Origin of the sequence: Rhodoferax sp. (genome assembly GCF_012927445.1) — a bacterium.
Lineage (GTDB): Bacteria > Pseudomonadota > Gammaproteobacteria > Burkholderiales > Burkholderiaceae_C > Rhodoferax.
The window spans coordinates 366,842-389,422 of sequence record NZ_JABBPD010000004.1; the positions used below are offsets into that span (position 1 = coordinate 366,842).

General features: G+C 57.0%; 24 protein-coding genes and 2 tRNA genes. 10 read left to right on the forward strand and 16 right to left on the reverse strand.

Annotated elements, in window-relative coordinates; translation table 11 throughout:
* Nucleotides 1-6: 6 nt before the first annotated feature.
* Entirely contained in the window at nucleotides 7-2,415 is a 2,409-nt protein-coding gene (locus HHJ17_RS07255) for a UvrD-helicase domain-containing protein (protein ID WP_296505397.1), read from the reverse strand.
* 210 nt (nucleotides 2,416-2,625) lie between these two features.
* On the opposite strand from HHJ17_RS07255, the gene HHJ17_RS07260 reads away from it, so the two are divergent.
* The 4 genes from HHJ17_RS07260 (at nucleotide 2,626) to HHJ17_RS07275 (ending at nucleotide 4,920) form a co-directional block, all read left to right on the forward strand.
* Nucleotides 2,626-3,603 (forward strand): GMP reductase, encoded by a 978-nt coding sequence (locus HHJ17_RS07260; protein ID WP_296501614.1) that lies wholly within the window; start codon nucleotides 2,626-2,628, stop codon nucleotides 3,601-3,603.
* Between the two features lie 380 nt (nucleotides 3,604-3,983).
* Nucleotides 3,984-4,059, forward strand: a tRNA-Lys gene (locus HHJ17_RS07265).
* 122 nt (nucleotides 4,060-4,181) lie between these two features.
* Nucleotides 4,182-4,257: transfer RNA gene (locus tag HHJ17_RS07270), tRNA-Lys, on the forward strand.
* A 429-nt stretch (nucleotides 4,258-4,686) separates the two neighbouring features.
* Nucleotides 4,687-4,920 (forward strand): hypothetical protein, encoded by a 234-nt coding sequence (locus HHJ17_RS07275; RefSeq protein WP_296505399.1) that lies wholly within the window; start codon nucleotides 4,687-4,689, stop codon nucleotides 4,918-4,920.
* A gap of 126 nt (nucleotides 4,921-5,046) precedes the next feature.
* Here HHJ17_RS07275 and HHJ17_RS07280 read toward each other — a convergent pair whose 3' ends face one another.
* The gene (locus HHJ17_RS07280; RefSeq protein ID WP_296501612.1) at nucleotides 5,047-5,571 is read right to left on the reverse strand and encodes a hypothetical protein; all 525 of its coding nucleotides are present in this window, start codon (nucleotides 5,569-5,571) and stop codon (nucleotides 5,047-5,049) included.
* Nucleotides 5,572-5,698: 127 nt separating this feature from the next.
* Here HHJ17_RS07280 and HHJ17_RS07285 point away from each other — a divergent pair, with 127 nt between their 5' ends.
* A complete protein-coding gene (locus HHJ17_RS07285) occupies nucleotides 5,699-6,346 on the forward strand; it encodes a hemolysin III family protein (RefSeq protein WP_296501723.1) in 648 nt (215 codons plus the stop codon).
* Between the two features lie 74 nt (nucleotides 6,347-6,420).
* On the opposite strand, the gene HHJ17_RS07290 is transcribed toward HHJ17_RS07285, so the two are convergent.
* The 4 genes from HHJ17_RS07290 to orn all read right to left on the reverse strand — a co-directional run bounded on the left by HHJ17_RS07290 (nucleotide 6,421) and on the right by orn (nucleotide 11,596).
* Nucleotides 6,421-7,701, reverse strand: a complete 1,281-nt coding sequence (locus HHJ17_RS07290; RefSeq protein ID WP_296501611.1) for an NRAMP family divalent metal transporter — start codon at nucleotides 7,699-7,701, stop codon at nucleotides 6,421-6,423.
* Between the two features lie 372 nt (nucleotides 7,702-8,073).
* Entirely contained in the window at nucleotides 8,074-8,469 is a 396-nt protein-coding gene (locus tag HHJ17_RS07295) for a hypothetical protein (RefSeq protein ID WP_296501610.1), read from the reverse strand.
* Nucleotides 8,470-8,840: 371 nt separating this feature from the next.
* Nucleotides 8,841-10,769: a DEAD/DEAH box helicase gene (locus tag HHJ17_RS07300; RefSeq protein WP_296505400.1), complete on the reverse strand. Its 1,929-nt coding sequence runs from the start codon at nucleotides 10,767-10,769 to the stop codon at nucleotides 8,841-8,843.
* Between the two features lie 239 nt (nucleotides 10,770-11,008).
* Nucleotides 11,009-11,596 (reverse strand): oligoribonuclease, encoded by a 588-nt coding sequence (gene orn, locus HHJ17_RS07305; RefSeq protein ID WP_296505401.1) that lies wholly within the window; start codon nucleotides 11,594-11,596, stop codon nucleotides 11,009-11,011.
* A 37-nt stretch (nucleotides 11,597-11,633) separates the two neighbouring features.
* On the opposite strand from orn, the gene HHJ17_RS07310 reads away from it, so the two are divergent.
* The 3 genes from HHJ17_RS07310 to rsgA are packed head-to-tail and all read left to right on the forward strand — an operon-like array spanning nucleotide 11,634 to nucleotide 14,213.
* On the forward strand, nucleotides 11,634-12,911 hold the full coding sequence (locus HHJ17_RS07310) for a M48 family metallopeptidase (protein ID WP_296501607.1): 1,278 nt from the start codon (nucleotides 11,634-11,636) through the stop codon (nucleotides 12,909-12,911).
* 20 nt (nucleotides 12,912-12,931) lie between these two features.
* Nucleotides 12,932-13,267 (forward strand): 4a-hydroxytetrahydrobiopterin dehydratase, encoded by a 336-nt coding sequence (locus HHJ17_RS07315; RefSeq protein WP_296505403.1) that lies wholly within the window; start codon nucleotides 12,932-12,934, stop codon nucleotides 13,265-13,267.
* A gap of 25 nt (nucleotides 13,268-13,292) precedes the next feature.
* The gene (rsgA, locus tag HHJ17_RS07320; protein ID WP_296501605.1) at nucleotides 13,293-14,213 is read left to right on the forward strand and encodes a ribosome small subunit-dependent GTPase A; all 921 of its coding nucleotides are present in this window, start codon (nucleotides 13,293-13,295) and stop codon (nucleotides 14,211-14,213) included.
* Here the strand turns inward: rsgA and hisC are convergent.
* From hisC to rpsP, 7 genes are all read right to left on the reverse strand, one after another.
* Nucleotides 14,190-15,284, reverse strand: a complete 1,095-nt coding sequence (gene hisC, locus HHJ17_RS07325) for a histidinol-phosphate transaminase (RefSeq protein ID WP_296501604.1) — start codon at nucleotides 15,282-15,284, stop codon at nucleotides 14,190-14,192. The genes rsgA and hisC overlap by 24 nt on opposite strands.
* Nucleotides 15,285-15,347: 63 nt before the next feature.
* On the reverse strand, nucleotides 15,348-16,334 hold the full coding sequence (locus HHJ17_RS07330; RefSeq protein WP_296505405.1) for a CobD/CbiB family protein: 987 nt from the start codon (nucleotides 16,332-16,334) through the stop codon (nucleotides 15,348-15,350).
* A 25-nt stretch (nucleotides 16,335-16,359) separates the two neighbouring features.
* The gene (locus HHJ17_RS07335; RefSeq protein WP_296505407.1) at nucleotides 16,360-17,076 is read right to left on the reverse strand and encodes a CoA pyrophosphatase; all 717 of its coding nucleotides are present in this window, start codon (nucleotides 17,074-17,076) and stop codon (nucleotides 16,360-16,362) included.
* Between the two features lie 80 nt (nucleotides 17,077-17,156).
* Nucleotides 17,157-17,543, reverse strand: a complete 387-nt coding sequence (rplS, locus tag HHJ17_RS07340; RefSeq protein WP_296501601.1) for a 50S ribosomal protein L19 — start codon at nucleotides 17,541-17,543, stop codon at nucleotides 17,157-17,159.
* A gap of 138 nt (nucleotides 17,544-17,681) precedes the next feature.
* Nucleotides 17,682-18,428, reverse strand: a complete 747-nt coding sequence (trmD, locus tag HHJ17_RS07345; protein ID WP_296505409.1) for a tRNA (guanosine(37)-N1)-methyltransferase TrmD — start codon at nucleotides 18,426-18,428, stop codon at nucleotides 17,682-17,684.
* Nucleotides 18,429-18,438: 10 nt separating this feature from the next.
* Nucleotides 18,439-19,002 (reverse strand): ribosome maturation factor RimM, encoded by a 564-nt coding sequence (gene rimM, locus HHJ17_RS07350; RefSeq protein WP_296505757.1) that lies wholly within the window; start codon nucleotides 19,000-19,002, stop codon nucleotides 18,439-18,441.
* 10 nt (nucleotides 19,003-19,012) lie between these two features.
* Entirely contained in the window at nucleotides 19,013-19,264 is a 252-nt protein-coding gene (gene rpsP, locus HHJ17_RS07355) for a 30S ribosomal protein S16 (protein ID WP_296501599.1), read from the reverse strand.
* Between the two features lie 134 nt (nucleotides 19,265-19,398).
* Here rpsP and HHJ17_RS07360 point away from each other — a divergent pair, with 134 nt between their 5' ends.
* Both HHJ17_RS07360 and HHJ17_RS07365 read left to right on the forward strand, forming a co-directional pair.
* On the forward strand, nucleotides 19,399-19,923 hold the full coding sequence (locus tag HHJ17_RS07360) for a GNAT family N-acetyltransferase (protein ID WP_296505411.1): 525 nt from the start codon (nucleotides 19,399-19,401) through the stop codon (nucleotides 19,921-19,923).
* Between the two features lie 9 nt (nucleotides 19,924-19,932).
* Entirely contained in the window at nucleotides 19,933-20,379 is a 447-nt protein-coding gene (locus HHJ17_RS07365; RefSeq protein ID WP_296505412.1) for an NINE protein, read from the forward strand.
* A gap of 54 nt (nucleotides 20,380-20,433) precedes the next feature.
* On the opposite strand, the gene HHJ17_RS07370 is transcribed toward HHJ17_RS07365, so the two are convergent.
* The 3 genes from HHJ17_RS07370 to HHJ17_RS07380 form a co-directional block, all read right to left on the reverse strand.
* The gene (locus HHJ17_RS07370; protein WP_296505413.1) at nucleotides 20,434-21,444 is read right to left on the reverse strand and encodes an inorganic phosphate transporter; all 1,011 of its coding nucleotides are present in this window, start codon (nucleotides 21,442-21,444) and stop codon (nucleotides 20,434-20,436) included.
* An 11-nt stretch (nucleotides 21,445-21,455) separates the two neighbouring features.
* Entirely contained in the window at nucleotides 21,456-22,103 is a 648-nt protein-coding gene (locus HHJ17_RS07375) for a DUF47 domain-containing protein (protein WP_296501595.1), read from the reverse strand.
* 105 nt (nucleotides 22,104-22,208) lie between these two features.
* The gene (locus HHJ17_RS07380; protein WP_296501594.1) at nucleotides 22,209-22,577 is read right to left on the reverse strand and encodes a DMT family protein; all 369 of its coding nucleotides are present in this window, start codon (nucleotides 22,575-22,577) and stop codon (nucleotides 22,209-22,211) included.
* Nucleotides 22,578-22,581: the final 4 nt, after the last annotated feature.

Sequence of the window (22,581 nt, forward strand, 5' to 3'; positions counted from 1 at the left end):
GGCGCGTCAGGGCAGCGGCGTCAGCTTGGCCACGCTCAGCGCCAGCCACTTGACGCCATGGCGCGGGAAGTTGATTTGCGCCCGCGCGTCGTCGCCCACGCCTTCGAGGGTGACCACCGTGCCTTCACCGAACTTGGCGTGAAACACTTTCATGCCGGCGCGCAGGCCGTGCCCGGGCGCCGCTTTCTGCGCCGGCACCGGGGCGGCTGCGGTCAATTTCGAATAATCAGTGCCAAATGAGCCTCTAGCCCCCGTGTAATCTGCGTAACCAGCTCCTGATTTAGTAGCAAATCCAGAACCGAAGCCCTGGTTTTTCGGCGTGATCCACTTCAACGCGGACTCGGGCAACTCGTCAAAAAACCGGCTTTTCAGGTTGTAGCGCGTCTGCCCGTGCAGCATGCGGGTTTGCGAATGGCTCAGGTACAGCCGCTTGCGGGCGCGGGTAATCGCCACGTACAACAGACGCCGTTCTTCTTCCAGGCCATCACGGTCGCTCATCGAGTTCTCATGCGGGAACAAGCCCTCCTCCATGCCGGTGATGAAAACACAGTCAAATTCCAGGCCCTTGCTGGAATGCACCGTCATCAGCTGGATGGCATCCTGCCCGGCCTGCGCCTGATTGTCGCCCGCCTCCAGCGCCGCGTGCGACAGAAAGGCGGCCAGCGGCGACAGCGTTTCGCCGGTGTCGGCATCGGGCGCCAGCTCTTCCGGCAGCGGCTGGCTGAAGTCCAGTCCCTGCGAGGCTGGCGACTGGGTCAAGGAACGACCCTGTTCATCCACCGGCCGCGCTGCGGCATCGCGTCCGAAATTTTCCAGCGAGACAAAGCTGGCAGCGGCATTGACCAGTTCTTCCAGATTTTCGACCCGGTCGGCGCCTTCGCGGTCGGCCTTGTAATGGGCAAGCAGCCCGCTGTGGGCCAGCACCCGTTCGACGATTTCACTCAGCTTCATGCCCTGGGTCTGCTCGCGCAACACGTCAATGCCGGCCAGAAAGGCGCCGATGTTGGTGCCCGCTTTGCCGCCCAGGCCGCTCACCGCGTCACTCAGCGCACAACCGGCCGCACGCGCCACGTCTTGCAGCTGCTCCAGGCTGCGCAGACCGATACCGCGCGGCGGGAAATTCACGGCGCGCAGGAAACTGGTGTCGTCGCGCGGGTTCTCCAGCAGCCGCAAATAGGCCAGCGCATTCTTGATTTCAGCCCGCTCGAAAAAGCGCAGCCCGCCATACACCTTGTACGGCATGCCGGCGTTGAACAAGGCGGTCTCAATGACACGGCTTTGCGCATTGCTGCGGTACAGCACGGCGATTTCTTTGCGCGGCACGTCCTCCCGCACCAGCTGGCGCATTTCGTCCACCATCCACTGCGCCTCGGCAAAGTCACTCGTCGCTTCAAACACCCGCACCGGTTCGCCCGGGCCTTGCGCCGTGCGCAGGTTCTTGCCCAGCCGCTTGGTGTTGTGGCCGATCAGCTCATTGGCCGAGTCCAGAATATTGCTGCCGCTGCGGTAGTTTTCCTCCAGCTTGATCTGGTGACGCACCTTGAACTCGCGCACAAAGTCGGTCATGTTGCCGACGCGGGCGCCGCGAAAGGCGTAGATGCTCTGGTCATCGTCGCCCACCGCCAGCACGCAGCCGCTCGGGTTGAACTCGTCGTCGGCCGAGCCGTGCGCGCCGATGCCAGCCAGCATCTTTATCCAGGCGTATTGCAGTTTGTTGGTGTCCTGAAACTCGTCGATCAGGATGTGGCGAAAGCGCCTTTGGTAGTGCTCGCGAATCGGGTCGTTGTCGCGCAGCACTTCAAAACTGCGCAGCATCAGCTCGCCAAAATCGACCACGCCTTCGCGCTGGCACTGCTCTTCGTACAGCTGGTAAATCTCGACCTTCTTGCGGGTCTCTTCGTCGCGCACTTCCACCATATTGGCACGCAGCCCGTCTTCCTTGCAGCCGCCGATGAACTGCTGCATCTTTTTCGCCGGAAAGCGTTCGTCATCCACGTTGAACTGCTTGTACAGCCGCTTGATGCTGGAGAGCTGGTCCTGCGTGTCCAGAATCTGAAAACTTTGTGGCAGATTGGCAATTTTGAAGTGGGCGCGCAAAAACCGGTTGCACAGGCCATGGAAGGTGCCAATCCACATGCCATGCACATTGACCGGCAACATGCTGGTCAGGCGCGTCATCAATTCCTTGGCGGCCTTGTTGGTAAAGGTCACGGCCAGCACGCCGCCGGGCGTCACCTGACCGGTCTGCAGCAGCCAGGCAATGCGGGTGGTCAGCACCCGGGTTTTGCCGGAGCCGGCCCCGGCCAGGATCAACGCATGCTCGGCGGGCAAGGTGACCGCCGCACGTTGCTCCGGGTTGAGATTGTGCAGGAGCGGGGAATCCGGGGAGCTCTGTTGGGAAATTTCTGAAAACATGGAAGTATTGTAGAAAGCCCCGGCTGAAGCGCCAGGTACAGCGACTCGGTTTGTGCGCCGGGCGAAACAACTTCGATAGAATCAATCACCGGGCCCAAGCAATTGCGGCCCGGTTTTTTGTTTCTGCCCTCGCCTTTGGCCCGCGCAAACAAAGACCGGGTCCAGTCCAAGTGCTCTTCTATCTACTTAATTGAAGCAGGAGTCCGGACCATGGAAATTTTTGACTACGACAACATTCTTCTGCTGCCCCGCAAGTGCCGCGTGGAGAGCCGCTCGGAATGCGATGCCAGCGTAGAGCTGGGCCCGCGCCGCTTTCGCATCCCTGTCGTGCCTGCCAACATGAAGACAGTGGTCAGTGAGGCGACTTGTGTCTGGCTGGCGCAAAACGACTACTTTTATGTGATGCACCGCTTTGATCTGGATAACGTGCAATTCGTCAAAGAGATGAAGGCCAAGGGCTTGTACGCGTCGATCTCGCTCGGCGTCAAGCAACCGGACTATGACACGGTTGACCAGTTGCTGGCGCTCGGGCTGATCCCGGAATACGTCACGATCGACATCGCTCATGGTCACGCCGACAGCGTGAAAAACATGATTGGCTACCTGAAAGAAAAAATGCCTTCCGCCTTCGTCATCGCCGGCAATGTGGCGACGCCGGAAGCGGTGATTGATCTGGAAAACTGGGGCGCTGACGCCACCAAGGTGGGCATTGGTCCGGGCAAGGTCTGCATCACCAAACTCAAAACCGGTTTTGGTACGGGCGGCTGGCAACTGAGCGCGGTCAAGTGGTGTGCCCGCGTGGCAACCAAGCCCATCATTGCCGACGGCGGTATCCGCGAACACGGCGACATTGCCAAATCCATCCGCTTTGGCGCCACGATGGTGATGATTGGCTCCCTGCTCGCCGGTCACGAAGAAAGCCCCGGCCAGACCGTGGAGGTAGACGGCAAGCTGTACAAGGAATACTACGGCTCCGCCAGCGACTTCAATAAGGGCGAATACAAGCACGTCGAGGGCAAACGCATTCTGGAGCCGATCAAAGGCAAGCTGGCTGAGACCTTGATCGAGATGGAACAAGATGTGCAGAGCTCCATCAGTTACTCGGGCGGCAAAAAACTAATGGACATCCGCAAGGTGAACTACGTGACGCTGGGTGGCGACAACGCGGGTGAGCACCTGCTGATGTAAATCAGGAGGAAGACCTCAGCGCGCGTTCGTTAGCGCTTCACCGCGTTATTGCCCGATTTAATGAACTGACCGAACGGCCGCTTGTCAAGACAACAGATAGGCTTGCGCGGCAGCCTCGCCACTGAAAAGGAATCGCATCGACGCTCTTGTTGCTCATAGATTCGAATGCGGTATTGCAAGGCAGCGACACCATTTGACCGCCCTTCATCACGCGGGCTGGATCGCAGAACCGGCCCTAGGAAACGACTTTCAGCGAAAAAAGAACTGATATAATTTTAGGCTGCCTGAGTAGAAATTGGTTTCAATCTGAAAGCGACCGCTATTAATTCATAGCCTCCATTTCATTGCAACCAGCTATGTCGCGGCACAGTTTTATAAGTGGGTTCTTAGCTCAGTTGGTAGAGCAGCGGACTCTTAATCCGTAGGTCGACAGTTCGAATCTGTCAGGACCCACCACTTATTTGCCTTATAGGCATCAGCCTCACTGCTACTTAAACGATAGCAAGAGGCTTTTTACTTTGTAGCTTTGGTTTGCCTTGTAGGCAACCTGCCTGAATAGATGCCTTAAATCAGCATTTGGGATGTTAGCTCAGTTGGTAGAGCAGCGGACTTTTAATCCGTTTGTCGTGGGTTCGACCCCCGCACATCCCACCAATACCAACAAGGGTTTGCCGCTACGAAAGTAGCAGCAAACCCTTGCTAGTTTCGGCTCATGTAGCGACCAGCACCAGACAATAAAAAACCCAGCGGCTTAAGGCTGGGTCTGGTCGTTTGCTGATTTGAATGCGTTTGAATAGGGAAAATTTCTGCGCGCGCGAAACTGTGTGCTCAGGGAAAAGGTACGTCACCCAGCTTTTACCCCGCCCTTACCGGTGGTCTCCCCTGTTCATATCTCAGCCGCACTGTCCGGTTCAGCCCAAGCGCAACATTCTGGCGCCTAGAATCCTCAAATAGTATTAAGGAAGCTAGCGCATGCCGTCATCAACAACAACCAGAAAACATGAATCGTCTGTCGGCTCTGGCCTATGGAAACGGTGGCGTGGCTATTTGGCACGATGGTTACTATTCGGCGGAATCGTTGGCATGTTTCAACCGATAGAGGACGACCTCGACAATTTCGGACTGCAAAAACTTTACCAGGCACTGTTTGGGCTATTTTTTGGTGCGGTTTGCGCTGTTGTATTTACGCTTGCTGAAAACACGCTAAATGTGCAGCGGACCAAGTGGAAATCCTGGTTAATCGTAATATCGACTTGGCTGGCGGTCAAACTTGTCTTTATCGGCGCTATGGCTGTTGCGGGTGAATCGAGGCCATGACAGGCCATGAGTTGATCTGACCCGAGAACCAAAAAATTGCGCACGAGGAGTCGGCCCATCTTTGGCAAAAGCGCCATGTGGCGCACTACCCGCGATCTTCAGAAACGAAGTTTTATGAAACCTAAATTACTTGGTTTTCTTGGCTGCGTTTTTTACAGATTTTTTGGCTTGTTCACGCTCAATATCAAATAACTCGCGAATGCGGTCGGCTATCGCACCGTAAGTCACGGCATTTTCTTCGTCTGCATGCGCCGCACGGAGGAACGCATTGAAGTGCCGGTCATTGACCCAGAATGTTCCTTCCTCGGAATAGTCATCAAGCGCATCAGCAAAGTTTTGCACATCTTTTTCGGTTGCAAAGAAGTCATGAAAAAAGGTTGCAGGTGTCCCCAGTCCCGCTTCTACAGCGGCGGTCATGCTGTCAAGCATTTGGTTAATCAAACTCTCATCAAAATCATTGGTGAGGTTCTTGAACGGCGTCAATTTACCGGTCCGTGGGTCGTAACCGCCACGTTCTTCAAGCCGGTCCAGGAGTTCAGGCAACTCCCCTGAAGGGGTATTGCTGTCAATACCGTCATAAGAGATTGGCGTAATTTGTGGCTTGTATGCAGCGACCATGGATTCCTTGATGAGATGTTGGTCCAGGGTCATACCAAGACCCTGGTGAGTCGCCCTGACGGTCAGGGAGGCTCCAATATAACAACTGCAAGTGACGCCGTTTGAATCCCACAACGCGATTCATCCACTTAACGAGTGGCACGACGGCGTCCGTGCAACAATGCGCGACATGACAGAGCGTCAGCAAAGCTTGGGCGAAGAAATCGCCAATAGCGTGAGTCACGGTGTCGCGCTTCTTGCGGCCATCTGTGCCGTGCCGTTTTTAATCGCTTCGGCAAATCCCATCAACGCCTATAGCTTTATCGGCGACATCATTTTTGCAGCAACCTTGGTATTGCTGTATTTGACCTCGACGCTGTACCACGCACTGCCGGTTGGCCGTGCAAAGCGCATTTTCCTGAAGCTCGATTACGGTGCAATCTATCTATTTATTGCCGGCAGCTACACCCCATTTGCGCTGGGCGCACTGGGTGGCAACGCATGGGGCAAGACACTTTTTAGCCTGATTTGGGTGCTTGCGGCCGTGGGTGTCACGCTCAAAGCTTTTGACCGTCTGACCCATCCCTGGCTCTCGACGGGCCTGTACCTTGTTATGGGTTGGCTCGTACTCATTGCGGCCGTGCCGCTCGTCGAGCGCGTGCCGTTGCCCGTCGTCCTGCTGCTGGTTGCCGGCGGACTTGCGTACACCATTGGCGTCGTTTTTTTCGTGCTCGACACCCGGATTCGCTACTCGCATGCGGTGTGGCATGCCTTTGTTGCGGCAGGCAGCGGCTGTCACTTCTTCGCCGTACTGGGGTACGCGTCGTAACACTCCGATACGGACAGTCGCACGACAAAGGGGCCCTGAAGTTGAGTGGCACCCAATTGCCAAAGACACGCGAATCAGAAACTCGTCGCAAACATCAACATCACCGCAACCGCCATGACCACAGTGGCGGCCCAGCCGAAGAAACGATGACGCGGGCTAATGGTGTATTGCCCCATCAAGCGCTCCGACTGTCCAATCCACATCAGCGCGGCCATGATTGGCACCGAAATAACTCCGTTGACAATGGCGCTCCAAACCAGTGCCTTAATGGGGTCAACTTCCAGGAAGCCCATGACCGTACCAATACCCGTGGCGGCGATGATGATGAGATAGAAGCCCTTCGCTTCGTGGAACTCATGGGAGAGGCTGGCCTTCCAGCCGTAGAGTTCGCTCACGGCATAGGCCGCAGAACCGGCCAGCACCGGAACGGCAAGAAGACCCGTACCAATGATTCCTAGCGCAAAAACCGCAAACGCAAATTCGCCTGCGACCGGCCGGAGGGCTTCCGCCGCTTGGGAGGAAGTCTGAATGTCAGTGATGCCCTGCATATTCAGGGTCACCGCAGTGGCCAGGACGATGCACAGGGCAATGACGTTAGAGAACGTCATCCCGACATACGTGTCCTGCTTGATGCGGGTCAGATGCTCAGCGGCGTACTCTTGGTGCAGTCGCAGCGCTTGCGACTCCGGTCGGCGATTGTTATCTTCCACCTCTTGCGCAGCTTGCCAGAAGAACAAGTAGGGGCTGATGGTGGTCCCCAGCACCGCAACCACCATCGCGGTGTAATCCTTGAGTGAGACCCCTATCGGGAAAAACGACCAGGGATGCAACGATTCGGAGATGGCCTGGCGCCATGGAACGTTCACAGTCAGAATCACGGCCACATAGGCAAACAAAGCCAATGTGAGCCACTTCAGGATACGAACCGTGCGCTCGTAAGAAAAAAACACCTGCGTCGCAATGCACAAGACCCCAAAGCCAACCACATACAGGGCCAAGGGCCCCCCGACCAGCAATCGCACCGCCTCGGCCATGGCACCAACATCCGCGGCGATATTGATGGTGTTGGCGACCACCAACAGGCCCACCAACGTTGTGGTCAACCACCGTGGAAACATCTTGTTGATATTTGCCGCAAGGCCTTCTCCAGTCACCCAGCCAATACGTGCTGACAGCATCTGGATGCCAATCATGAGGGGAGTCGTGATTAGCAGCGTCCAAACCAGGCCAAACCGAAACTGGGAACCCGCCTGCGAGTATGTGGCAATGCCGCTTGGGTCATCGTCTGCCGCCCCGGTGATAAGGCCTGGCCCCAGTCGACGAACAAAATTTTGGGCTGTTTTATTATTTACCATGGCTACTTCACTCTACGCCGCACAAAGGGATGCGACGATTGCCGCGCTCATCTGAGCGTCAATTCGAAAACCCGGAGTGAAATTGCAGCAAGGGCAGGAGCCCCCGACTTGCGCTTCGCTTGCCAGGCACGATGCGTGTTTGCCTCCGTGCCGAGTCTGACAAGCGTTTAGAACTTAGGTGTCTGTGCGCGCATCAAAACACCAGGAGGCCGAGAACTGTCTGAGTCCATAAGGTTGGCCGGTTGTTGATCTGGAGGCGATTATAGGTAGCACTTGGGCGCTATGGGCGCCACATTTTTCCCTGCGGGCCCCGCTCGGGTTCAATGGCGTTCCCGCCCCGACGGACGGGTGCCGGAACCTAATTCCTTGGTATTATTTGCCGGGTTCTATCGTGACGCTTTCGCGTAATAGTCCGCCACTGGCGGCGCTGCCTTCAACGCTGCCCTGACCGCGCATGCGCGCTTCACAATCAGCACGGTCCTCCCCTTTGTGGGTCTCGCAGCGTTTCAATGCATTCTGCTGATACTGGCCGGGGGCATCGTTCAGGCTGCCGCGCCTGGCTTCGGCCAAGGCGTTTTTAGCTTCCAGACGGCACGTGGCCAGATCCTGGTTTGAATTTCCTTTGTTGCAAGCCGCCATATCCTGCCGGTAGCGTGCCTGCGCGTCGGCCAGAACACCGGTGTTCGCGGCCAAAACCGTGCTGGCCCCGAGCACAGCGCCAGCAACAGCAAGGGTGAGGTTACGAACCAAGACAGGGATAGTGACCATGTTGAACTCCTTTGTGTGACTGATTAACCCATGCGCCAACTCGCAATGAACAACTGTGTTTTCATTCAGAACTGGCGAATAAAAACGATGCCGAGAAAGCGAGCGCAATGAGCCATAAGCTTAGGAAAAACTCAGCCACATGTAAACACAATTAAAGTCAAATCAGTTCGCATGAACCTAATTGAATTAATTGGCACTCTCTCAATTAATTCGAGCATTTGCATGCTTCAGCAGAATTTAACGGCAGAAGTCAGGACTCAGACCTGCCCGAGTCAACTGAACAACGTAGCGAACCCACTTAATGTCGTCTCGCAGAGGCAAAAAAGCCCGCAAGTTTTGCAACTTGCGGGCTTTTTATACATTCAGTTCAATCAGCGATCTGTCTTGGCTGGCCATTTTTTCGCGTCACGTGGCACGAAAACTTTGCCACCGTTGCCGGGCTTGGCAAATGAAGGCTTGCCAAATGCGGGCTTGCGAGCACCGAAGTCTCCACGAGGCGCACCAAAGTCGCCACGTGGTGCACCGAAATCACCGCGCGGAGCGCCGCCGTCACGGGCGCCGAAATCACCACGGGGTGCGGGTGCTTCATTGCGGGCACCAGCAAAACGGTCGTTAAAACCGCCCTTGCGTTCGTAGCTGCGACCTTCAGGTTGTCCACCGAATCCGCCGCCGCCATTGTTTTGATAACCACCACCGCCCGCGTCACGAGGAGCGCCAGTGTTGCGGTCATTGAAGCCGCCACGGCTGGCACCGAAACCACCGGAACGGCCACCGCCACCACCGCCGCCAAAATTGCCGCCGCGGGAATGGTTGTCGTTTCCGCCACGGCCGCCGCCACCGCCACCGAAACTGTTGGGGCGTGAGTCAGGGAACCGCTGTTGTGGCTCCATACCCGGAATGGTCTCACCCTTGAACTGGTGATGGCTGTGAAATTCAATGTCCATGATCTTGCGACGATCGCGGAACTCGGCAAAGGTCACGGCAATACCGTCACGCCCGGCGCGACCGGTACGGCCAATGCGGTGGGTGTAATCCTCGGCCTTCATCGGCAAACCGAAGTTGAACACGTGAGTCACGGTCGGCACGTCGATACCGCGGGCAGCCACGTCAGTTGCAACCAGAATTTGCACCTGACCTTGACGCAGCGCCATCAAACGACGGTTACGCAAGCCTTGGCTCAAAGCACCGTGCAAGGCCACGGCGGAGAAGCCTTCTTGTTGCAGGTCATTGGCCAAGCCGTCGCACTCGATTTGGGTGCTGGCAAAAACAATCGCCTGGTTGATGGTGGTATCACGCAACCAGTGGTCCAGCAATTTGCGCTTGTGTTGCGCGTTGTCGGCCCAGAACAGTTTCTGGCTGATGTTGGCGTGTTTTTCTTGTGGCGAATCGATTTGCAGTTTTTGTGGATCGCGCATGACGCGTGACGCCAACTGCTGAATGCGCGGTGCAAACGTAGCACTGAACATCATGGTTTGCTTGCGTTGGATGGTCAGCTGATTGATGTCAGCGAGGTCATCGGAGAAGCCCAGATCCAGCATACGGTCGGCTTCGTCAACCACCAGGAATTGAACCTGATCGAGCTTGATTTGCATGGAGCGTTGCAGATCCAGCAAACGGCCGGGTGTGGCCACCACGAGGTTGGCATTTTGCAGCTTGGCAATTTGCAACTGGTAAGGCATGCCACCCACGATGTTGGCAACGCGCAGGCCGCGGCAATGCTGCACCAGATCGATGGCGTCATGGGCAACTTGCTGGGCCAACTCACGGGTCGGGCAAACGATCAGAGCGCCGGGGGCAGCCGGTGCGAAATGACGCGGATTGGTCGGATCTTTACGCTTGGCACGCTTCGGAGGTGCTTCGCCTTTGGCAACGGCATCGGCGACCGATTGCTCAAAATCAGATTTCTCTTTGGCTTCGGCATCCGCCATTTGTGTCAGCAGGGTGTGCAACACGGGCAACAGAAAAGCGGCGGTCTTGCCACTGCCGGTCTGGCTGGAAACCATCAAATCGATAAAACGTGCCGACTCATCAGCAGCACCATGACCTTGCATGGCAAGAGGAATGGTTTTCAACTGGACCGTGGTCGGCTGGGTGAAGCCCAGGTCTTTCACAGCCTGGATCAGTTCAGGGGCCAAGCCAAGGGCCAAAAAGCCGTTAGGAGCCTCTTCAACCGCTTCAATCGCCTCAACGGCTTGCGCAGTCTCGGTTGCCTGGATAACGTTTGGCGTCATCTCGGCGGTGTCATTGGAAAAATTTTCGACAAGCGATGATTCGCCCGTCGCTTGAATAGCGTCAGTCATGTATTTACTCACACGCGAGCGCCGCAGGGACTGCGACTGCTCCGTCAATGGTTAAAAAACATCAACCATCAAACGGAACCTGCTCTGACTCACGAAGAGTTCAATCAGCGCTGGGGGTCCTTTTGTGCAATCCCGCTAATGCGAATTTGCTTTGGACCCAGTGAATGAAGGGAGATGTACAAATATGCACTACTGGTTGCAGTGCAGCCTCGAATTATCACATGGATTCGGGTTTTTACCTAATCGACCAGTCGAATGAAGTGTTTGCGGTAGTGCTCCATCTCGTCAATAGACTCATGCACATCGGCCAAGGCAGTATGGCGTTGCTGCTTTTTGAACGAGCTGTATACCTCGGGCCGCCAGCGTTTGGACAACTCCTTGAGCGTGCTCACATCCAGGTTGCGGTAATGAAAAAAGGCCTCCAGCTTAGGCATGTACTTCGCCAAAAAGCGTCGGTCCTGCCCGATGCTGTTGCCGCACATGGGAGAGCCTTTCTTGGGCACGTATTGACTCAGAAACTCAATCAACTGCGCCTCGGCCTCCGCCTCCAACAGGATCGAGGCCTTGACCTTGTCAATCAAGCCACTTTTGCCATGGGTGCCTTTGTTCCAGTTGTCCATCTGGTCGAGCTGCTCATTGCTTTGGTGGATCACCAGCACAGGGCCTTCCGTGCGGGATTCGAGCTTGGGCCCGGTGACGACCACCGCGATTTCGATGATGCGGTCAACCTCCGGATAAAGACCGGTCATTTCACAGTCGAGCCAGACCAGGTTTTGGTCGGATTTAGCAAGCAGTGCGCCTGCTGGGGGGGTGTTCGTAGCGTCCATAGCCGGAATTGTCGCTGATGCCCTAAACTCGGGCGCCATGGCTGACACGATTCCCTCTTTTCCCCTTTCATTGATGCTGACCTTCGCTTTTGCGCTGACGCTGCTGGCCGGTCTGGTGCTGAAATTCTGGCTCAGTTCACGGCAGATCCGGTATGTGGCGCACCACCGCGCCGCAGTACCAGCCGCCTTCGCGCACACCATCACCCTGGCGGCCCACCAGAAAGCGGCCGACTACACCCTCACCAAAGCACGCTTTGGCATGCTGGAGCTGGCGCTGGGGACTGTCGTGCTGGTCGGCTGGACGCTTTTGGGCGGCCTCTCGGCCCTCAACCAGGTGCTACTCGGCTGGCTGGGCGGCGGCATGGGGCAGCAGGTGGCCCTGCTCGCGGCGTTTGTGCTGATCAGCGGCCTGCTTGATTTACCGGTGACGCTGTACCAGACCTTCGTGATCGAGGAGCGCTTCGGTTTCAACAAGATGACGCTCAAGCTCTGGCTGCTCGATTTGCTCAAATCGAGCCTGATCGGCGCCGTCATTGGCCTGCCGATTGCTGCGTTGATCTTGTGGATGATGGGCGCGGCCGGCGGCTGGTGGTGGCTGTGGGCCTGGGGCGTCTGGATGGGTCTGAATTTGCTGCTGTTGATGATTTACCCGACCTTCATTGCGCCGCTATTTAATAAATTCGTGCCGCTGGAAGATGAAACACTCAAGGCGCGCGTGACGGCGCTGATGAAGCGTTGCGGCTTTGCCGCCAAGGGCTTGTTTGTGATGGATGGCTCCAAACGCAGCGCCCACGCCAATGCCTACTTCACCGGTTTTGGCGCATCCAAGCGTGTGGTGTTTTATGACACGCTGCTGGCCAAACTGTCCGCCGGCGAAGTGGACGCCGTGCTGGCGCACGAACTGGGCCACTTCAAACACAAACACATCCTCAAACGCATCGTGTCCATGTTTGCCTTGAGTCTGGTGGGCTTTGCGCTGCTGGGCTGGCTGGCCACGCAAGCCTGGTTCTATGCCGGGCTGGGCGTGCAACCCAATTTGAGCGCCCCGAATGACGCACTGGCGCTTTTGCTGTTCATGCTGGGCTTACCGGTGTTCAGCTTCTTCATCGCACCCCTATTCGCCCATTTTTCGCGCAAACACGAGTTTGAAGCGGATGCTTACGCCGTGCAACATACCAGCGGCCCGGACCTCGCCACCGCGCTGCTCAAGCTGTATGAAGACAACGCCTCCACACTGACACCGGATCCGGTGTATGTGAAGTTCTACTATTCTCACCCGCCCGCGTCCGAGCGGCTGGCACGAATGACGGCCTGAACACAGCGACCTACCACGCCATGAATACCATTCTCAAGACAAAAGAGGCTACAGCCCGCGTCAGACGTTCGCTAACAGCTACAGAAGTTGTAGCAAATATCGCCAAACTGGAAGGTTGGATGCTGACCGGCGATGGTGTCGCCATCGCCATTGAAAAAACCTTTGCCTTTGCCAACTATTATGAAACCATGGCGTTCGTGAATGCTGTGGCCTTCGTCGCGCATCGACAGGATCATCACCCGGATTTATCGGTGCAATTCAAGCGCTGCGTCGTACGTTTCAATACCCATGAGGTAGGAGGCATTTCCATGTCTGATTTTGAGACAGCGGCGTTGGTTGACGCCCTTCTGGCATGAGCCACCACTACAAGGCGAATCATTGATGGAACGTGCCACACTCGACCGCGGCCTGATCGTGGCCAACTATGGCCGCCACTTTCTGGTGGAGACGCCGGAGGGCAAGCGCCTGATCTGCCACTCGCGCGGCAAAAAAAGCCAGGGCCTGGTGGGCGACCGGGTGCTGTGGCAGGCCTCGCGCGACGAAGGCACCATCGAGAAGATCGAAGAACGGAAAAACGTTTTTTACCGTCAGGACGAAATTCGGACCAAATCGTTTGCGGTCAATCTGGACCAGATATTGATCCTGATCGCGGCGGAGCCCGAGTTTTCCAGCAGCCAGCTCTCGCGCGCCCTGATCGCGGCCGAGGCCGAGCACATCACGCCCATCATCGCGCTCAATAAAAGTGATCTGGTCGAACCGTTCGCCCGCGCTTGGGAGTGGCTGCGGCCTTACCGACAAATGCATTACGGCGTGCTGCCGCTGTCGCTCAAACAATCGGGCGACGTCGATCACGCGGAACTGCTCAAGCTGTTGCACGGCAAAACGACGCTGGTGCTGGGACCGTCGGGTGCCGGCAAGAGCACCTTGATCAACCTGCTGGCGCCCGGCGCCCTGGCGCAGACCGGTGAAATTTCACAGGCCCTCAATTCTGGCAAACACACCACCACCAGCACCACCTGGTACTGGGTGGACGACAGCAAAACCACGGCCTTGATTGATTCACCCGGCTTCCAGGAATTTGGCCTGAACCACATTGACCCGGCCCAGTTGGCGGCTTATATGCCGGACCTGAAACCGCATGTGGCCAACTGCAAGTTCTACAACTGCAGCCACCTGCATGAACCGGGTTGTGGCGTGATGGCCGCCGTCAAACCGGATGGCAGCCCAGATGGAATAAGCGCAAATCGCTATAAAATTTATAGCGATTTGTATGCCGAACTAAGCCAGGCCCGCAAGTACTGAGTCCAGCGCCTGCAGCAGCGCGTCGCATTGCGCGGGCGTGCCGATGCTGATGCGCAGGAACTGTTCAATGCGAGGCAGTTTGAAATGCCGCACCAGCACCCCGCGTGCGCGCAGGGCGGCCGCGATACCGGCCGCATCATGCTGCGGATGCCGCGCAAACACGAAATTAGCTTGCGACGGCAACACCTGGAAGCCCATATCTTCCAGCGCTAGCACCAGCCCTTCCCGGCTGCTCATCACCGCCCGACGGGTCTGCTCAAAGTATGCCTGATCTTCAAACGCCGCCACCCCACCGGCAATCGCCAGTCGATCCAGCGGGTAGGAGTTGAAACTGTTTTTGACCCGCTCCAGCGCCGTGATCAGGTGGGCCTGGCCACAGGCAAACCCGACGCGCAAGCCGGCCAGTGAGCGCGACTTGGACAAGGTGTGCACCACCAGCAAATTGGGATACTGCGCAATCAGGGGCATGGCACTCTCGCCGCCAAAATCCACATAAGCCTCGTCCACCAGGACCACGCGTTGCGGATGCAAGCGCAGCAGTTGCTCGACCTGCCGTAGCGGCAAGCCGACCCCGGTGGGGGCATTGGGATTGGCAATCACCACGCCCGCCACGGCCGCACCGTCCGCCCGGGCATAGGCCGCGACGTCAAGGCTCAAGTCCGCCCTCAAGGGAACGGTTTCCACCGGAATGCCGTAGAGCCCGCAATACACCTTGTAAAAGCTGTAGCTGATGTCAGGCATCAGCAGCGGGCAGTCGTGCTGAAAAAAGGCGAAAAATGCGTGCGCCAGCACCTCATCGGAGCCATTGCCCAGAAAGACATGCTGCGCCGCCAGTCCGTGCTGCGCCGCAATGGCTTGGCGCAACGCCGTCGCTTCAGGATCGGGATAAAGCTGCAAACCCTGTTGCGCCGCTGCCTGAATCGCCGCAATGACGCGGGGAGAAGGCGGGTACGGGTTCTCGTTGGTATTGAGCTTGACTAAATTATCGATCTTGGGCTGCTCGCCCGGCACGTAGGGCACAAGTCGATTCACCACGGGGCTGAAAAACGAAGATTTCAAAAGAGTGTTCACTTCTGTTTTTGTAGCATCTCACGCATATATCATGCGGGCTACCGGTGTATTTGGCTTGTAAAACTAGCCCAGCAGCCGCGCCAGCGTCAAGAGGGCGAGCAACACCATCCACATCACCACGGTGCGCCAGACCAAACCCACGATCACGGCCAAGTGCGCCAGTTCCGGCATTTGCCCCGGCGTCGATTCACCGGACATCTCCCCAAGCACCGGGGGTATCACGGATGGCTCATCGGCGGGGTAAGCCGCCATGCTGGCCGCATCCCCTAATCGGATATTGACGGCGCCGGAAGTGGCCGCCAAAATAATGCCGTCGTTGTCACCGTCAGATTTCGGCTCGTAGTTGCGCCAGCCATCTATCGCTTCTTCAAAGCTGCCCACCACCGCGAAGCTGATCGCGGTAATACGGGCCGGCACCCAGTCAATGACCGCCCACGCCTCGGCCGCCGTCTGCTGCAAGGCTTCGCTGACAGGCTGATGCTGCGTTTTACTTTTGTGCTGCCAGTAGCGCACGACAAATTCACTCAACCGGTACAACACCGCACCCGCCGGACCAAAACCAAAGACGGCCAGCACCGCGAACCAGGCCAGCACACCGAAGACATGCCGATGCGCCGCCAGCACCGAATATTCAATCACGTGACGCACAATTTCGCTGCGCGGCAGCTCGCTGGCGTCAATCTGCTGCCAATCTGCCAGCAATTCGCGGGCATGATCCTCGTCGCCGTCCGCCAGCGCATCGCGAATCTGGGTGAAATGGAAACTGAATTGCCTGAAACCCAATGTGACATAGAGCACCGCCACACTCCACAGCACGGCGACCGGCCAGCCTAAAAAGGCATCAAGCAACCAGTAGATGGCCAGGGCGGCCAACGACGGGCCGCCCACCGCAAACCCCCAAGCCAGCCAGCCATGGAACGGCTTGCCCGCGTCAAAATTTCGGGTACTCCAGCGCACCCAGGCGCGCAGGCTCGCGTGAACCGGGTTGCCTCGGCCCAAAGGACGTGCCTGCTCCAACAACAAGGCAAAAAGGACAGCGATAAAGCTCATAGGGCAATCATAGCGGCACCGCGCGTCAAGCCGCCGACAACAAGCGGTAGAAATTACGCAACATGCCGGCTGTCGCACCCCAAATGAAACGTTCCGTCACATGTTCCCTGCTGTCATCCTGGTAAGGCATGGAGAACCATTCCCGGCGAACCCCCTCCCACTCAAAAACATGATGCCGGTGGTGAGCGGGATTCATCAAAAATTCGAGCGGCACTTCAAAGACATCGGCCACCTCAAAGGCGTTGGGCGTCAACGTGAAGTCCGGCTGCACCAAGGCGACCACCGGCGTGATGATGAAGGCCGAGCCCGTCACATAGTGCGGCATCACCCCCAATACATCCACAAAGGCGGGGTCCAACCCCACCTCTTCCTGCGCCTCGCGCAGGGCGGTGGCGAATGCATCGGCATCCTCTTTGTCGGCCTTGCCACCGGGAAAGGCAATTTGCCCGGAATGGGTTGACAGATGCATCGTGCGCTCGGTCAACAGGACGGTCGGGCGTTCGCGCATCACGATCGGCACCAGTACCGAGGCATGCATCGGCTCCCGGTCCAAAAACTTTTTCTCTGCCAATAACTCGGGTTCCCAAACCGGGGGTGCCGCAAAGCGTTGCCGCAAAGCGGCAGGCTGCAAGGAAGCCAAAGGAACCGCAGGCAAGTGTGAATCGACACTGACGACCGGAATCTGGCGCGGGTCGAACGGCGGCAACTTGACCAGCGGGGCATCGGGAGAATTTGACGACACGGTAATGAATTACAAAAAAGCAGGCAATAAAAAAGCCGCCACGAGCATCAGCTGGGGCGGCTTTTACAAAACAGGTCGCGTTATGCGGTAACGGTCGTTGTTTTGATTTTCTTAGCTGGCAATTTTTCTTTAATACGAGCCGACTTGCCGCTGCGATCACGCAGATAGTACAGCTTGGCACGACGCACGTCACCACGACGTTTGACTTCGATACCAGCGATCAGCGGGCTGTAGGTTTGGAACGTGCGCTCGACACCTTCGCCGCTGGAAATTTTGCGAACGATGAAGCCGCTGTTCAGGCCGCGATTGCGCTTGGCAATCACAACGCCTTCATAGGCCTGCACACGTTTACGTGTACCTTCAACCACGTTGACACTCACGATAACGGTGTCACCAGGGGCAAATTCGGGAATGACTTTCCCAAGACGAGCAATTTCTTCCTGCTCAAGGATTTGAATCAAATTCATAGTTACCTCAAATGATCTTGGTCGCACCAGTGTCGGAATGACACAAAAGCTTCGTTGCCTACACAATGAAACGGCCGGCTAGAGGATCGGTTAGCCTCATATTATAGCCTGACCATACCGCAGACTCGCAACCGCCAGTCAGGCCGGCCCGGCAAGAAAGGCTTCGTCGGCCGGCGTCAAACGTCCGTCCAGTCGCGCCCGGGCAATCAGTTCTGGCCGAAGACGGGCCGTGATCGCCAGCCGCTGCTCGCGCCGCCAGCGCTCAATGTTGACATGGTGCCCCGACAGCAGGACATCCGGCACCGCCCGCCCCGACCAGTTTTCTGGACGGGTGTAGTGCGGACAGTCCAGCAAACCATCCAACGAAGGATTAAAACTATCTTGCTGGTGGCTGTCGGCACTGTTCAGAACGCCCGGCTGCAGGCGGGCCACCGCATCCAGCAAAGCCATCGCGGCTATTTCGCCGCCTGACAGCACAAAGTCCCCGAGACTGATCTGCTCGGTCACCGATTCATCAATGAATCGCTGATCAAGCCCCTCATAGCGACCACAAATCAGGACAGCCCCCTGGCTGTCGGCCCAACGCTCGACCATGGCATGGTTCAGGGGCTGACCTACGGGCGAAAAAAGAACCACCGGGACGGCGTCATTTCGCTGCGTCTGGATGCTTTTCAGGCATTGAGTCAAGGGCTCGGCCATCATGACCATGCCGGGACCGCCGCCAAAAGGCCGATCATCGACGCGCCTGTAATTGCCTTCGGCAAAATCACGTGGATTGGCCAAGCGGACATCGACCTGCCCTGACTCAAACGCACGTCGGGTGATGCCGCTGGTCAGCAGCGGCGCAAATAACTCAGGGAAAAGCGTAACAATGTCGAACCGCATGAGGCGACACTTAAAAATCGGGTTGCCAGTCCACCAGAATGCGCCGTGCGGACAAATCAACGTTGTCGATGTAGACCGAAACAAACGGAATCATTCGCTCCTGCGTCTTGCCATCTTGCTCGTAATCCATCACCAGGACGGTTTGTGCACCGGTAGAGAGTAATTCCTTGACCGTTCCTAGCGCCACGCCTTCGCGATTGACAACTTCAAGACCAATCAGATCGACCCAGTAGTATTCGTCTTTTTCAGCCGCAGGAAAACTGGACCGGGAGACGAAAATACGCGCCCCGCGCAGGGCTTCAGCGGCCGTGCGGTCAGTGACCTCACGGGCTGTCGCGACCACGGTATTGGAGTGAACCTTGGCTTCTGTGATCGCCAGTTTGACGACGCCAGAAAAGGTTTTGGCACCTCGTTCGGACGGCATTAAAAACCAGCGCTTGGAAGAAAAAAGCGCCTCGGAGTCGGCGCTGTGCGGCAGGACTTTAAACCAGCCTTTGATGCCCCAGGCATCAGCGATGCGCCCAACTTCAATAGCGTCCGCCGGTAGATCGGCGGCTTCAAGGCCGGGCAGCATCGCAGTCAAATCAAGCAGCTTTTTTGGCAGCTTGGGCAATCAGGCGTTCCACGGTGGGAGAAGCCTGAGCGCCAACGCTCTTCCAATGAGTCAAGCGGTCTTGGGCAATGCGGATGCTTTCTTCATTGACAGTCGCGCTTGGGTTGTAGAAACCAATGCGTTCAATGAAACGGCCGTCACGACGGGTGCGCTTGTCAGCAACAACGATATTGAAGAAAGGGCGTGCTTTTGCACCGCCACGAGCGAGACGAATGACGACCATGATTTATCCTTTGGGTGGCGGAATTTTATTTCCACCATTTAACTTAACATTTAATCCAGCGCTTGAGACACGCGACATGGCCACCCGGCCAGCGACACACTGAACAACCTTCGATTATAACGTTTCCTATTTTTATGACCTTAATCCGACCCAGTCAGCCCAACGACATCCCGGCGATTGCTGCCATTTATAGCCACCACGTGCTGCATGGCACGGGCACTTTTGAGTTGGAGCCCCCGTCAGCAAGCGAGATGGCGAGCCGTCGTGCAGAGGTCTTGGCGAGAGGCCTGCCCCACTTGGTGGCCACGCAGGGTGAGCACGTACTGGGTTTTGCATACTGCAACTGGTTCAAGCCACGCCCGGCCTACCGCTTCTCGGCAGAAGACTCGATCTACCTGGACCCGAACGCCCAAGGCCTGGGTCTGGGGCGGGCGCTGCTGGCGGAACTTGCGGTACGGGCTGAACAAGCCGGCGTGCGAAAATTGATTGCTGTCATTGGCGACTCGGCCAATGCAGGATCCATCGGCGTTCACCGGTCGGTCGGGTTTTCCCATGTCGGAATTTTAAAATCCTGCGGCTGGAAATTTGATCAATGGCGGGATGTGGTCATGATGGACAAGTTTCTGGGCTTGGGCAATACCCGCGCTCCATCAGCATAATTGGCATTCATGAAAAACAAAACTATCGCCGCCTGGCTAGCCTTCGTCGGGGGTCCTTTCGGACTGCATCGCTTTTATTTACAAGGCATGGGGGACCAACTTGGCTGGCTGCTGCCCTTGCCCACGGCCCTCGGCCTTTATGGGCTGGAACGGATGCAACAAAATGGACTGGACGATCTGTGGAGTTGGCTGCTGATCCCGCTGCTGGGCTTCACCATCGCCGGCTGCGCCCTGACCGCCATTGTCTACGGCTTAATGACGCCTGAGAAATGGAATGCCCGCTTCAACCCGTCAGCGCCGCTGGACGCCGCGCCCGGCCACACCAACTGGCTCACCATTGGCGCCATTGCCTTGGCGCTGCTGGTCGGCACCACGGTGTTGCTGAGCAGCATTGTGTACAGCTTCCAACATTACTTCGAGTACCAGGTCGAGGAAGCACAAATCTCATCGCAATGAAATAAGGCGCTAGCCCTTACGCAACAAGCTCAATACGCTATATTTTATATAGCATTAAAAAATCTGCAGACTGATCCAGTACGCCGCCGCAGCCACCAGCGCACTGGCTGGAATCGTGAGAATCCAGGCCCAGATGATGTTGCCGGCGATGCCCCAGCGCACGGCACTGGCGCGCTGGGTGGCACCGACGCCGACGATCGCGCCCGTGATGGTGTGCGTGGTCGAGACCGGAATGCCCAGAATGGCGGCGGTGAAGAGCGTGATGGCCCCCCCGGTTTCGGCACAAAACCCGTGCACGGGTTTGAGCTTGGTCAGTCGTTGCCCCATCGTCTTGACAATGCGCCAGCCGCCGAACAAGGTGCCCAAGGCGATGGCCGTGTAGCAAGTCAACACCACCCAGGTCGGTGGCGATGAATCGCCGACCGCGGTGTAGCCGGTGGCAATCAACAGCATCCAGATAATCCCGATGGTTTTCTGCGCATCATTGCCGCCATGGCCCAGACTGTAGGCGCCAGCCGACACCAACTGAAGACGGCGAAACCAGCGGTCGATACGGCTGGGGGTGCTGCGGCGAAAAGTCCAGGAGACCGCAATCAGCATCAACGACCCCAGCAAAAATCCCATCAGGGGCGAGACAAAGATAAAAATCACCGTCTTCATCACGCTGGCCAGCACCAGTGCCGACGCGCCTGCTTTGAGCAGGACCGCACCCACGATGCCACCGATCAGCGCATGGGACGAACTGCTGGGAATGCCGTAATACCAGGTAATGAAATTCCAGCTGATGGCGCCCACCAGCGCGCCAAAAACGACGTGCACATCCACCACGCCCGGCAAGGCCAAGCCTTTACCGATCGTAGCGGCCACACCGAATTGAAAGATAAAAATGGCGACAAAGTTAAAAACTGCGGCAAAAAGCACCGCCTGCCCCGGCTTGAGCACGCCGGTGGACACCACGGTGGCAATCGAATTGGCAGCGTCATGAAACCCGTTCATGAAATCGAACAGGACAGCAAGCACCACCAGCAACACCACCACCCACAAACCTAGTTGAACCGAGGTCATCCGATGACGCCTCAGGAATTTTCGAGGACGATGCCCTCGATGACGTTGGCGACGTCTTCGCACTTGTCAGTGATGGTCTCCAGCAATTCGTAAATCGCCTTGAGTTTGATGACTTCCCGCACATCCGGCTCGTCCCGAAAGAGTCGACTCATGGCGCTGCGCATGATGCGGTCGGCGTCCGACTCAAGCTGATCGATCTCTTCACAAGTTTTCAGGGCCGCTTCAGCCGTCGCTGGATCGGCAATCTTGGCCAACATGTTCACCGCGTCACGCACCCGTTCGCAGCATTTCACACTGACGTCAGTCAGACGCACGATCTCTTCCGTCATATGGTGGACGTCATACAAGGCCATGGTTTCAGCCGAATCCTGAATCAGGTCGGCAATATCGTCCATCGTGTTGATCAGCGTGTGAATCTGCTCACGGTCAATCGGCGTGATGAAGGTCTTGTGGATGGCTTTATTGACTTCGTGGGTCACACGATCGGCCGCACCCTCGGCCTTGTCGACTTCCTGGTTGTATTTTTGACGCAGCGCCGGGTCACTGTAATTGGCCACCAGCAGAGAAAACGCGCGGGCCGCTTCCACAATCCGATCAGCATGCTGATTGAACATTTCAAAAAAATTGCCTTCACGCGGCAGCAACTTGGCAAACAGCATCACTCACTCCAGGGAAATATATCAGTCGTATGACGATTCAAAAATTTGGCAGAGTGTAACCGCCGCCCTCACGCCGCCCAGGGCAAGAACGGGGGCGAAAATGACTCAGGCGCCGCGAAAGATGAAATAGACCGCACCCACCATGCAAAACGCCGCCCACAGGTAGTCCAGCTTGAACGGCTCCTTCAGGTACAGCATGGCAAACGGCACAAACACGGCAAGGGTAATCACCTCCTGCATGATCTTGAGCTGCCCCACCGTGAAACCGGCCTGCTGAAAACCAATCCGGTTGGCGGGCACCTGAAACGCATACTCAAACAGCGCGATGCCCCAACTCACCGCGGCCGCGAGGTACCACGGCGCGGTCGCCAGGTTTTTCAGATGGCCGTACCAGGCAAAGGTCATGAAGATATTGCTGCAAACCAGCAACAAGACGGTCTGCAGGGACAGGGGGATGGATTGGAACGCGTTCATGGCC

What these genes read in the sequence shown, in the direction of transcription:
- rpsP (WP_296501599.1), bottom strand. Translation starts at nt 19,264, where the DNA reads ATGGTCGTCATTCGTCTCGCTCGTGGCGGTGCAAAAGCACGCCCTTTC.
- HHJ17_RS07375 (WP_296501595.1), bottom strand. Translation starts at nt 22,103, where the DNA reads ATGCTGTTTGCCAAGTTGCTGCCGCGTGAAGGCAATTTTTTTGAAATG.
- HHJ17_RS07275 (WP_296505399.1), top strand. Translation starts at nt 4,687, where the DNA reads ATGTTTCAACCGATAGAGGACGACCTCGACAATTTCGGACTGCAAAAA.
- rsgA (WP_296501605.1), top strand. Translation starts at nt 13,293, where the DNA reads ATGGAACGTGCCACACTCGACCGCGGCCTGATCGTGGCCAACTATGGC.
- rimM (WP_296505757.1), bottom strand. Translation starts at nt 19,002, where the DNA reads ATGCTGCCCGGCCTTGAAGCCGCCGATCTACCGGCGGACGCTATTGAA.
- HHJ17_RS07290 (WP_296501611.1), bottom strand. Translation starts at nt 7,701, where the DNA reads ATGGTAAATAATAAAACAGCCCAAAATTTTGTTCGTCGACTGGGGCCA.
- HHJ17_RS07280 (WP_296501612.1), bottom strand. Translation starts at nt 5,571, where the DNA reads ATGACCCTGGACCAACATCTCATCAAGGAATCCATGGTCGCTGCATAC.
- orn (WP_296505401.1), bottom strand. Translation starts at nt 11,596, where the DNA reads ATGGACGCTACGAACACCCCCCCAGCAGGCGCACTGCTTGCTAAATCC.
- HHJ17_RS07315 (WP_296505403.1), top strand. Translation starts at nt 12,932, where the DNA reads ATGAATACCATTCTCAAGACAAAAGAGGCTACAGCCCGCGTCAGACGT.
- rplS (WP_296501601.1), bottom strand. Translation starts at nt 17,543, where the DNA reads ATGAATTTGATTCAAATCCTTGAGCAGGAAGAAATTGCTCGTCTTGGG.
- HHJ17_RS07255 (WP_296505397.1), bottom strand. Translation starts at nt 2,415, where the DNA reads ATGTTTTCAGAAATTTCCCAACAGAGCTCCCCGGATTCCCCGCTCCTG.
- HHJ17_RS07370 (WP_296505413.1), bottom strand. Translation starts at nt 21,444, where the DNA reads ATGACCTCGGTTCAACTAGGTTTGTGGGTGGTGGTGTTGCTGGTGGTG.
- HHJ17_RS07380 (WP_296501594.1), bottom strand. Translation starts at nt 22,577, where the DNA reads ATGAACGCGTTCCAATCCATCCCCCTGTCCCTGCAGACCGTCTTGTTG.
- trmD (WP_296505409.1), bottom strand. Translation starts at nt 18,428, where the DNA reads ATGCGGTTCGACATTGTTACGCTTTTCCCTGAGTTATTTGCGCCGCTG.
- HHJ17_RS07295 (WP_296501610.1), bottom strand. Translation starts at nt 8,469, where the DNA reads ATGGTCACTATCCCTGTCTTGGTTCGTAACCTCACCCTTGCTGTTGCT.
- HHJ17_RS07330 (WP_296505405.1), bottom strand. Translation starts at nt 16,334, where the DNA reads ATGAGCTTTATCGCTGTCCTTTTTGCCTTGTTGTTGGAGCAGGCACGT.
- HHJ17_RS07260 (WP_296501614.1), top strand. Translation starts at nt 2,626, where the DNA reads ATGGAAATTTTTGACTACGACAACATTCTTCTGCTGCCCCGCAAGTGC.
- HHJ17_RS07310 (WP_296501607.1), top strand. Translation starts at nt 11,634, where the DNA reads ATGGCTGACACGATTCCCTCTTTTCCCCTTTCATTGATGCTGACCTTC.
- HHJ17_RS07360 (WP_296505411.1), top strand. Translation starts at nt 19,399, where the DNA reads ATGACCTTAATCCGACCCAGTCAGCCCAACGACATCCCGGCGATTGCT.
- HHJ17_RS07300 (WP_296505400.1), bottom strand. Translation starts at nt 10,769, where the DNA reads ATGACTGACGCTATTCAAGCGACGGGCGAATCATCGCTTGTCGAAAAT.
- HHJ17_RS07365 (WP_296505412.1), top strand. Translation starts at nt 19,933, where the DNA reads ATGAAAAACAAAACTATCGCCGCCTGGCTAGCCTTCGTCGGGGGTCCT.
- HHJ17_RS07285 (WP_296501723.1), top strand. Translation starts at nt 5,699, where the DNA reads ATGCGCGACATGACAGAGCGTCAGCAAAGCTTGGGCGAAGAAATCGCC.